Source organism: Thermogemmatispora sp. (genome assembly GCF_019683635.1).
Taxonomy (GTDB): Bacteria; Chloroflexota; Ktedonobacteria; order Ktedonobacterales; family Ktedonobacteraceae; genus Thermogemmatispora.
The window spans coordinates 1-9,203 of sequence record NZ_JADGIA010000199.1 but is presented as its reverse complement, the minus strand read 5'-3'; the positions used below and the strand labels follow the sequence as shown (position 1 = coordinate 9,203).

7 protein-coding genes are annotated in these 9,203 nt (G+C 60.2%); 3 read left to right on the top strand and 4 right to left on the bottom strand.

The window, feature by feature from the left end:
• Positions 1 to 331 precede the first annotated feature (331 nt).
• The 3 genes from IRZ31_RS17615 to IRZ31_RS17605 form a co-directional block, all read right to left on the bottom strand.
• Positions 332 to 2,728, bottom strand: a complete 2,397-nt coding sequence (locus IRZ31_RS17615) for an ATP-binding protein (protein WP_297156037.1) — start codon at positions 2,726 to 2,728, stop codon at positions 332 to 334.
• 39 nt (positions 2,729 to 2,767) lie between these two features.
• Positions 2,768 to 3,544: a response regulator transcription factor gene (locus IRZ31_RS17610; protein ID WP_297156035.1), complete on the bottom strand. Its 777-nt coding sequence runs from the start codon at positions 3,542 to 3,544 to the stop codon at positions 2,768 to 2,770.
• Positions 3,545 to 4,086: 542 nt separating this feature from the next.
• The gene (locus IRZ31_RS17605; RefSeq protein WP_297156033.1) at positions 4,087 to 4,923 is read right to left on the bottom strand and encodes an SGNH/GDSL hydrolase family protein; all 837 of its coding nucleotides are present in this window, start codon (positions 4,921 to 4,923) and stop codon (positions 4,087 to 4,089) included.
• 343 nt (positions 4,924 to 5,266) lie between these two features.
• Between IRZ31_RS17605 and IRZ31_RS17600 the strand changes: the two genes are divergently transcribed.
• From IRZ31_RS17600 to IRZ31_RS17590, 3 genes are all read left to right on the top strand, one after another.
• Positions 5,267 to 6,028 carry a type 1 glutamine amidotransferase gene (locus IRZ31_RS17600; protein WP_297156031.1) on the top strand — a complete coding sequence of 254 codons (762 nt, stop codon included), beginning with the start codon at positions 5,267 to 5,269 and terminating at the stop codon, positions 6,026 to 6,028.
• 477 nt (positions 6,029 to 6,505) lie between these two features.
• Complete coding sequence (locus tag IRZ31_RS17595; RefSeq protein ID WP_297156029.1) at positions 6,506 to 7,435, top strand: PP2C family serine/threonine-protein phosphatase; 930 nt, start codon at positions 6,506 to 6,508, stop codon at positions 7,433 to 7,435.
• A gap of 162 nt (positions 7,436 to 7,597) precedes the next feature.
• A complete protein-coding gene (locus IRZ31_RS17590) occupies positions 7,598 to 8,314 on the top strand; it encodes a CAP domain-containing protein (RefSeq protein WP_297156027.1) in 717 nt (238 codons plus the stop codon).
• A gap of 141 nt (positions 8,315 to 8,455) precedes the next feature.
• Here the strand turns inward: IRZ31_RS17590 and IRZ31_RS17585 are convergent, their stop codons facing one another.
• The gene (locus IRZ31_RS17585; protein WP_297156025.1) at positions 8,456 to 9,028 is read right to left on the bottom strand and encodes a YceI family protein; all 573 of its coding nucleotides are present in this window, start codon (positions 9,026 to 9,028) and stop codon (positions 8,456 to 8,458) included.
• Between the last annotated feature and the right edge of the window lie 175 nt (positions 9,029 to 9,203).

The following is a 9,203-nucleotide window of genomic DNA, read 5'->3' as shown; positions in this document are numbered from 1 at the left end:
ATCTCACTCTCTCCTTTGCTCTCTTTATGGAGCAATATTGTAATTATAATATATAACACGGATAACATATTTTTTGAAGAAAGTCAATAAAGAGAAGCAAAGAGGGGTTTCATTATGGATATCTTTTGGCAGCAAAAGGAAAGCTTGTCTTCACATTATATAGAACCGCCTGGCCTGAAGATTTAGAGGAAGATAGAAGAGGAAAGCCTATGCGAATAGGAGCAATGTCGATAAACATAAGCACAGCCATAACAAGGAGGGCAGCAGCGGGTTCGCGGGCAAGAACGGCCACCAGGGGAGGCCAGGGCGTGCCATCGTTCAGCGAAGGTACTCAGAGCAGGGCCTCAGCAGGCAGATAGATGCGCACCGTCACCCCTTCATCTGGGGCGCTCTTAATCGTCAAGCTGCCGCCGGCAATAGCCAGGAGGGCACTGTGGGTCAGCAGGCCGCCGCCGGTACCACTCGTAGCTGCGTTGGCAGCCGCGATTCCCACACCATCATCGGCCACCACCACCTCCAGATCGGGGTCACAGCGCGCCTGCAGGGTCAGGCGCAAGCGGCGATGGACATCGCTGCCGCGGGCATGGCGAGCCGCATTGCGCAGCACCTCCTGCACAGCGGCAAAGATCAGCTCAGCGATTGCTGGCGGTGTTACCTCATCGATATGAGCGGCAGTCTCGTCATCCACCTGCCAGCAGACCTCATCGAAGGCATCATGAAAATCCTGCTCCAGCATCGTCCGAATGGCCTGTACCAGCCCCTCGCGTTCCAGACGATAGGGCGCCCCGGGCGTCGTCGCGCGCATCAGAGCTGCTAACTGACGATGGGCGGCGCTCACCAGCTCAACCGCCTCCTCAAGCGCCACACGAGCCGTTTCCTGGCCCTTCTGGTGTGTCACCGTACGCAGCGTCTCCAGATGCAGCAGCGCCAGATGCATCTGAGGCAGAATCTCGTCGTGCAAAATCCTCCGCTGCTGAGCACCCAGCAACTTGACATCGACGATGCGGCGGCGTAGCAAAGCGGCGACAGCCTGCATCGCCTCATGATCGCCAATGGTATCGAGAATGCGCTGCCCACAAGCCTGAGCCAGATTCATATCCTCCTTCGTAAAGGTCCCACCATCCTCACGCGGCCCCAGAAAAAGGGTCGCCACCAGTCCGCGCTCATCGTAGAGAGGCATCACCCAGCAGATCAGCGGCTCACCGCTCGCCAGGCGCAGACGCAAGCGATAGGCCAGCGGCGTGCCGGCGCCGCGTCCACCAGGCGGGCGCCGAGGCACCAATCTCACCAGAGCATCTGTCTCGGCGGAGACCAGACCATCGCCGCGGCGCGGTAGCTCTGTCCCATTGAAGCGGGCGTCAGCCGGCCAGCGATAGCTAAAGGTGCGCCGCATCGGGCCGGCCAGAATCACCAGGCGAGCGCAGCGCACCGCCAGGACACTCTGGCAGAGTGAGAAAAAGAGATCCTCCAGCTCGCGCTCGCTCTTCTCCGCGCTCGTATTCAGCCAGTGGCGCAGGCTCGTACTACTCAAAAAGCGGCCCAGCAAAGCAATATAGCGATCATGGGCCCGATAGCTGCTCCAGGTAAAGAGAGCATAGGCCAGCGTCGCCAGGCAGGTAATGCAGAGCAGTCCACCCAGACTACTATGTGTCAGCGAGACCAGGAGGGCAATGAAGAGCGCCACCGCCGTCGCCACAATGACGATGCCGCGCCACTGCTCAAAGAAGCCCCGCCGCGCCAGCGGGCGCTCAATCAGGATACCATGACGGACAATCGAGTAGCCGATGACCAGAATGATCAAGGCTACCACCAGGTTGGCGATCAGATCAAGCAAGAGCAAGCCCGAGGGAATAGTCCGCAAAGGCGGCAGAGCCAGCAGCGGCGCCCCACGTCCAAGCCAGCGCAGCATTGACCACAGCCCGGCCAGGCCCAGGCCAATGGTCAGGGCCACCATCAGGAGGGCAGCCAGCAGCAAGGCCGGGCGCGCCAGGTGCCAGGAGAGCTGCGGCTCCTCTAGCAATTCTACCTCAGTGGGATCATCCCAGAAGGCTTCCAACAGCGCCCGCCGCAAGGCAGGCCGGGTCCCCCCTCTGCTCCGCGCCCGCAGACTCATCCCTAAAGTCCGCCCGCCGGCCACCACCACCTGCTGAATGCGGCTGGAGGTAAACCAGGGGCCGATGGCGCAGAAGGCCACATAGACCAGGAAAAGCAGCGGTAACAGGAAGAGGGACGAAATCCAGGCGTGGCCTGCACTGGGCGGCGGCGTGCTATAGGCCAGCAGCTGCAATGTCTCAACAAAGGTAAAGGTCCGGCGATTGAGCAACAGCAACAAGAGCAGCGCCGTCCCGAGCACGGCCCCCAGAGCCAGCAGCCAGGGAATGCGCCGTCGCCAGCCGGCGTTGATCAGCGAGGCATAGTGCAGGCCAATGGCGAACCAGATGTAGGGGACCCAGAGCGCCGGAAACCAGGCTGCCTGCCAGAGAATGTTGAGCAGAGGACGCAGAGCGGGCTGATCAAGCGGCAGCGTAATCAGCAGCGCATGCACAAAGAAAAAGAGGGCACTCAGCGCCAGACCTACTACCCCCCAGAGCGTGATGCGCGCCCGGTGGTCGCCGTTCAGCCAGACCGTACTCGCCAGCCAGAGAAAGGTCACCAGATTAAAGATCGAGACCGCCAGCGTCAGCGTGTGCAGCAAGGTGACCGGAGCAAGCAGTGTCTCAAGAGCCATCATTTCCCTCAGTACAGACAGACAGGCCGGCCAGCCCGGCTAAGAAGAGGCTTCCTCGCCCTCACTGGTATAGAAGGGCACCCATTCGCCCTTGCGATTCTGCACGTAGGCCACCCCTTGCTCATCCCAGACAATCATGCGATTGAGCGTATAGATCAGCGTCGCCCGCGCGCGCGCCACCTTCTCATCGACCGCCGATTCACTCAAGCCCCAGGCGGCATAAATGCGACCATTCGTGCGGCTCACCGCGCGCTTATCGTGCAGATTCAGGCGAGCAGCAATTTGCTCATTGGTCATGCCCTGGGCCAGCAGCTCGGCAACACGCAATTCGTTCGGCTCTAGCAAGGCGCGCGGAGACTGCTCATCCAGGCTGCGCACCTCCTGCACGCGATCCTCAATCTCGGGGTCAACAAAGCTGCGGCCACTGATAGCATCACGCAACAACGGTATCAGCATACTCGGCAAGAGATAGTTGCTTTTGCGGACATAAGCGTAGTGCGTCAGAATGCCAGAAGCCCGGAACTCGCGATAATACTCGTCGTCATCCTGAATCGAATAGAAGACCACCGGCATCCGGGGACGCTCACGGCGAATAGCGACCGCCGCAGCCACCCCACTGATGGCCTTGCGTCCCAGGGCAGGATCACGCAGCTGGACGTCCATGAGGATTACATCCATATCCAGCTCGAAGGCGCGCGCCACGGCCTCACGACCCGTGGCAGCCTCGCCAACCACCTGGACAGCGCCCGTCGCCTCCAGGCCCTCACGCAGGGCCTTGCGCAAGGGGCCGTGATCATCGACCAGCAGCAACTTCATGGGAGCATCCATAGCCGGAACGGGAACAGCCCTCCTTTTGATCCGATCCGTTGGGAGCGCCAGAGCAACAACACCTTGCAGATCAGCTCAGGCGCCAGGTAAGGGCAGCGTCTTGACAGCCTTCCTGCAGACTAGAACGTCCCTGTGCGACGCCAGGGAACAGTGCGCGCCTTTATTATACATCGCAGCCAGCCCAAGAGGATGGGCCAAGGGTTTAGGACAGATCAGATCTCGCCCGGCCCGAGAGTGCCTAAATCCTGGGAGGCACCAGAGGAGAGGGAAAGGAGAGAGCGCCGGCGGACGAGAAAACAGGTGGGCCGACAGCCGGGGGTGCCTTTCCTCGCCGGGAACATCAACAGGCTGTCGACCCACCCGCCAGCAAGGCGCGGAGAGCGCAAGCTCTACCGCTATCCCGCCAGGCTTCTCCTCAGCAGATCACCAGCAGAGAAGCCAACAGTGACAGGAAAACAGAGCTGCATGGACGTGGCCGCATCGCCTCACCGACTGGCTCACCTGACTGACCAGCGAGCGCCTGGTCAGCCCTAGTAGCCAGCGGTCTGCTCAAAGGCCTGGGCAATCACCTGGTAGCCTTTGTCCGTTGCATGGATATCGTGGAACACGCTGCACATCCAGGTATAGCTGCAGATGTTGTTATTGGGAACGGCAGCACCTCCAAAGGCAGAAAAAACATCGACGAGCACGCCAAATCCCTGAACATCGCTCGCCAGATGGTCATTAATCTGCTGGCTATAGGGCACCGTATTGGGGCAGGTGTTCTGGTAGGGATCGTAATAGTTCATCACGAGCAGGTCGCCCGTCACCTGCCCGTTCACGGTGAGGGCCGCCTGCAACTGGGGCAGAATCACCTGGCGCAGATTGTAGTCCAGCGTCTGCAGGGCACTGGTGCTGCCAGCCGTATCGATGGCACAGGTCTGGGGATTGAGATAGGGCAGGACATCATTAGCCCCGATATCAAGAGTCACAGGACTGACCTGGCCCGGATGGGCGCGCAGGAAATTGAGCGCGGCCTTCAGCTGCGAACCAAGGTAGGGATACTTGCGCAGGAAGGGGTAGGGACACTTGCCGTTGAGGAAGGTTACGCTGGTCTCGCCCGGACAGGCCAGGTTGACCATGTTGGTAGTGCCGTGAGCCTTCAGGTCCTGGAAAAAGTAGTCACTGTAGCCGTGCGTGAAGTCAAGGTCAGGCTGGAAGCCAAAAGCGAGGGAGTTTCCCAGGACAAGGTAGTACTTCTTTGGACCGACCAGCTTCAAGCCCTGGGCATGAGCTGCACGCACATCAGGGGCAAGAACAAGGAGGAGTAGCAAGGTCAGGACGAAGGGTAGCACCAGGCGACAGCAGGAAGGTATGCGTTTACCCATACATGACCCCCTTTGGTGTCAGGGCTAACGTTGCAGCAAGCAGTGAGGAAAAGCACACACCCCTGTTACATAGTATACATTCTGAAACAAAATAATACAAGACATTACATAGCAAAACAACCGTTTGCCCCCTCGCAGGCAGCGGCGGCGACAGCCGAAGGGTGAGGCGCGGGCGGCCCGGCCAAGCCTTGACCCCGAGCCTCCTTCTCAGCTATAGTCTTCAGAGAAGCAACCGGCTGGTTACGGCGAGGCCCAACTGGGCCGGAGCCAGACAGACGGTCGCTCTGTTTTTCCTCCCCGATCGCTCGGGAGAGCTTGAGGTAATGAGGCAGGTAAAGCGGGTATGGAGCAGACAGAACAGACAGGCCAGCAGCGGCGCCGACCGCGGCGCATTTTAGCTATTCAACAGATCTCGGATGATCCCCCCGGCTACCTTGGTGAGATCCTCGCGGAGCACGGCATCGCCTGCGATACTGTGCAAGCCGAGCGGAGACCCCTGCCGGATCACCTGGGCAACTACGGCGCTTTGCTGGTGTTGGGCGGCCCCCAGCACGTAGGCGAGGAGGAGCGCTATCCCTATCTCCGCCAGGAGCAGGCCCTGATTCGCCAGGCAATCGAGCAAGACATTCCCTACCTCGGTATTTGCCTGGGGGGACAATTGCTTGCGAATGTTCTGGGAGCGGATGTCAAGCGACACGATTTTGTGGAACTTGGTTTCTACCAGGTACAATTGACTGAGGACGGGCAGCGCGACCCGCTCTTTGAGGGGTTGCCGGGCTATCAGCAGGTCATCCACTGGCATGAGGACGTCTTCGGATTGCCCGCCGGCGCCGTCCTGCTGGCCACCAGCCCAAGTACACCTCATCAGGCTTTCCGCTATGGGCGCTGTGCCTATGGACTGCAATACCACATCGAGCTGACGCCCGCTATGCTGGACATGTGGCTCTATGCTCCCGACTACCGTGAGGAGATTATCTCGCTCCTGGGACCCGACGCCATCGGGCGTCTGGAAGAGGAACGTGCTCGCTTCTATCCGCTCTATCGCCAGCACGCGCGCCTGGTTTTTGAAAACTTCCTGCGTCTGGCCGGGCTCCTGGCGGAGTGATCCCAGCTGTGAGCCCGGCTGGACTGGCAGCGACCGCGCAAGCCGGGCTTTCACCTTGCTCTTCCGCTGGCATGCCTGTGAGCAGGGTGAGGGGTCGCCGCCTGGCCCGCGCCGGTGGCCGTGTCTTCACCACGCTTCTGTCTCGTATTTGCGTAAGCAGTTGACCAGACAGGGATGGCATACTATAATTAGCGTAAGCGCGATCAAGGGACAATTTCCCTCGCTATCCCTCGCCTGGCGGGGTTTGATGCTTTCCTCGCCCACTGCGAGGGATCGGTCGCCGTCCATCGACACGGCCAGGCCCACCGCAGGATCAACCTGTCGCGCGGCGCTCCAGGTCCAGAGTCCGTGCCAGGCGGCGACGCAAGCGCGCGGCCAAACACGCTACCATACCTGCACCAGACTCGTCTTGTCCTGGTCTATATCGCTATGTCGAGACCAAGCCGTGGAGTGGAGCTGAAGGAGTCATTGATTACGATGCCGCATACAAGAGGCCGCCGGCGCCAAGCCAGCGTCGCCTCTGAGTCGTCTCGCTTTGTTTTCTCTGCTTGTAGCATCCCCTGTGAGAGGCACCCCGAGCACAACGAGGACAGTTTTATCTCTGATGCCTCAACCGGCCTGGCCGCCGTCTTCGATGGCGTCGGAGGCAGCGCCGCCGGCGAAATTGCCGCTCGCATCGCCGCCCGCTGCACACACCAGGGCTGGAAAACAGTAATGCGCCGCCTGCAGCAGCGCTACCCCAGCGGCCTCTTGCTGGACCAGCAGGGAGACCACCATCAGGAACTTGGCCGCTACTTACACGAGGTGCTGGAGGGGGCCGACGAACTGATCCGCACAGAAGGCGCGCAGCTGGCCGGGACCGACGATCTGGCCACCACGGTCGCGCTCGGCGTCTTCTGCCCTCTCTCTAACGCTCCCGGGGCCTTGCTCCTGTATGCCCACGTCGGCGATAGCCGCATCTATTTGCTCCGACCCGGCGAGTCGCTTCGCCGCCTGACAACCGACGACGGCTTGCTGGGAAAGCTGGTGGAAAATAAGGTGCTCAAGGATAGCGATGCCCTGCGCATCGATCAGGCCATGCGCTTCGAGGACCTCTCGGACCTGGAGCTGAACTACTTCCGCTGGCGCGGCGGCATTACCCAGGCTCTCGGTGGCCCCTTGCCCCCGACGATTCATGTGGACCAGACAACGATCGCCCCTGGCGACCGCGTGCTCTTTTGCACCGACGGCATCCACGATAATTTGACCGATGAGGAGATCGCGGCTTTGCTGAAGGCTGGCCCGCGCTCTTCGGTGGCCCGCCTCCTGGTCGAACGCTCGCTACAGCGCTCGCGCGAGGAGCGCCATACGACAATTCGTGCCAAGCCCGATGATATCACCGCCGTCGTTGTAACCTGCCGCTTCTAAATCTTCTTCTGGAAGGATAGCAACCTCTTCTCTCGCTGTGCATGCTTAGTCTTCGCCCAAAAGTACCAGGCATATTTGTCGATATGCCTATGGATTGAGACGATATGTTACACTGTTTCCTGCTTAAAGGCTTTCCAGTAAGGTAGAGAGCTGCTGCTCAGCATGAGAAGAGATCGGCTGGCTTTCAGGATGATCAGCCTCTTTGTGCTGCTGTTGTTGCTGCCCGCCTGCGCAAGCGGAGGGAGCGGCAGCGGTCGCTCTCAGCCAGGACGCGATGCGGCCCACACGCCCCCCGGCAGCGGGGCCTTAACCAACCTGGAGCGGCTGGCAACGCCTACCCCTACGGTGCTGATCCCTAGCCAGCATATCACTCCCACGCCTTCCCCCCAGGCCAAGGCGACAAGCGGCGCTCAGGCAACCTCGGCGAATGCCGCCGCCCCTTATGGCCCTCCTCCCCCGCTGACAGCTCTGGAGCAATACCTGGCCCAGAAGCTCTTTGAGCAGATCAACAGTGATCGAGCTGCTCAGGGCCTCTATCCTTATACCTGGAATGCTACTTTAGCCGCCGGTGCTCGCTTGCATAGCTGGAATATGTACCATTGCGGCTTTAGCCACACCTGCCCCGACGGCCTGCCCCAGTGCACGCGCATCGCCAATGAGGGCTTAAGCTTCAGCGATTGCGGCGAGAATATTGGTCTGGCCGGCCCCTCCAATCCCGCCTGGACCAATGTCTATCAGGTCCAGGAAAGCATGGCCAATGAGCCGGCAACAGGCTGGCATCATATCCATCTCTTTAGTACAACGCTGCACCGCGTAGGCATCGGGGTCTATGTCGATCCTTCAGGTTGGGTCTGGTTTACAGAGGACTTTATCAGCTAGGCCGGACGGGACCGCTCCCTGTCTCTTTCTTCCCGTTGCCATCCCTGATGACTGAGGAGGAGCAGACAGCAAAGCGGCCTCTTGCTGGCTACTGCGCTCCTGACGGCCCGCTTTACTGCCCGCTCCTTGATGGATGCTCTTCTATCCCTGCCTGCCGGCGGCCTGAGTCTGGCTTTCCTGACTGGCCGCGCTCTCTTCTTCGATCAGTTGCGCCTCTATATGGACGTCAATGCGTTCGCTGACCAGCCAGCCGCCAGCTTCGAGGGCCACATTCCAGTTCAGTCCCCAGTCTTTGCGGTTGAGCGAGGTGGTGGCAGTGAAGCCCAGGCGCCTCTTGCCTTGCCAGTCACGCGAGCGGCCTTCCAGGGTGACATCGAGGACAACGGGCCGGGTGACGCCACGAATAGTGAGGTCTCCGTAGAGCTTGCCCGTGGTGTCACTAAGCGCTTCAGCACGCGTGCTGCTAAAGGTGATGGTGGGGTAATGCTCGACATCGAGGAAATCGGCAGACTTGAGATGGGCGTCGCGTTGCGGCTGGTCACTATCAAGGCTGGCAGCCTCGATTTCGACGGTGACCCGCGTCGCTTCAGGATGGGCCTCGTCGAACTCGATGGTTCCCGACCATTGCTTGAAGCGCCCCCGCACGGTGGTGATCATCATGTGCTTGGCGCTGAATTCGATGCTGCTGTGCGCCGGGTCGAAGCGCCAGGGCATGGTTGGCCTCCCCTTCTAAAATAAGAATAGCCAACGACTCAACAATAGTTACTTATATTAATATAGTAACTAGAGAAAGTATAGAGTAGAGGGTGGCATTTGTCAAGGCATGCTGCTGCGACAGGTGTGGTGGACGCCAGGAGCTGGCTAGAGAAATGGGGCCGTTGGCCAGGGC